1 protein-coding gene is annotated in these 1,085 nt (G+C 68.9%); it reads right to left on the bottom strand.

Annotated features, from left to right (window positions below):
• Positions 1–21 precede the first annotated feature (21 nt).
• Positions 22–1,085 (bottom strand): AbrB family transcriptional regulator (locus tag ACIPIA_RS16860; RefSeq protein ID WP_400511139.1); only part of this gene is annotated, 1,064 nt, incomplete at its 5' end.

The raw sequence follows: 1,085 nt of genomic DNA, 5'->3' as shown, positions 1-1,085 counted from the left end.
CCGCGGCGCGCTGAACTCCCTCTATTCTGCCGGCGCAGTCTTCTCGCGGCGGCCGATCAATCCGAAGATCGGCCCGGCCGAGACCATCACCAGGAAGACCCGGATGATGTGATGCGCCGCGACGAAGGCGACTTCCGTATGAAGCGCCAGCGCGATCAGGCTCATCTCGGCGAGGCCGCCCGGCGAATAGGCGAGGATCAGCGGCACGTGGCCGTGGACTGAAACCAGCGCCACCAGCCAGGCGAAGCTCAACGTGAGCGCGAGCAGGATCACCGTCGAGCCGACCGACAGCAGCAGCACGCGCAGGATGATCTGCGGCGCGGTGCCCACGAAGCGGCAGCCGATGGTGACGCCGAGGATGAGCTGCGCGGCATTGACGATTTCGGCCGGCGGCACCGCCGCGCTCAGGCCGGCGACGTGGACGATCGCGCTCACCAGCATCGGGCCGAGCAGGTATTTGGCGGGCAGCCTCAGCCAATGCCCGGCGACCACGCCGAGAATGCCGCAGCCGATGAGCCAAAGCTCGGAGCTGAGCGGCGTCTGCGAAAACGAAGGGCCGGCGACGCGCCCGCCGCCGAGCGAGACGCCGCCGATCCATTGCACGATGAAGGGCAGCGTCATCACAACCAGCAGGATCCGCGCGGAATGGATCAGGGCGATGATGCGGGCGTCGCCGCCCTTCTCCTCGCCGACCGTGACCATCTCGACCAGGCCGCCCGGCATGCCGGAGAAGAAGGCCGTGACCGGGTCGAAGCCGGCGACGCGGCGGAAATAGCCGACGCAGCAAAGCCCGCAGGCGACCATGAAAAGCACGAGGCCGGCGAGCGTCGGCAGCCAGTTCGGCAACTGCGCCACGACCTCCGGCTTGAACGACGCACCGAGCATCACGCCGATCACAGCCGTCATCGGCGGGCGGATCACCGGCGGAGCGGCGACCGGCAGCTTGATCAGGGCCGCCGCCGTGCAGAACACCATCGAGCCCAGCATCCAGGGCAGCGGCAGCCTCGCCTGCACGAACAGCCAGCCGCCGAGACCGCCCAGTGCCAGCCCCAGGGCGAAGCGCCGATAGGGAAATCGGCTCGGCG

The organism is Allobosea sp. CER48, assembly GCF_044752385.1.
In the GTDB taxonomy this organism is placed as follows: domain Bacteria; phylum Pseudomonadota; class Alphaproteobacteria; order Rhizobiales; family Beijerinckiaceae; genus Allobosea.
This window is presented reverse-complemented; position numbering and strand designations above follow the sequence as displayed.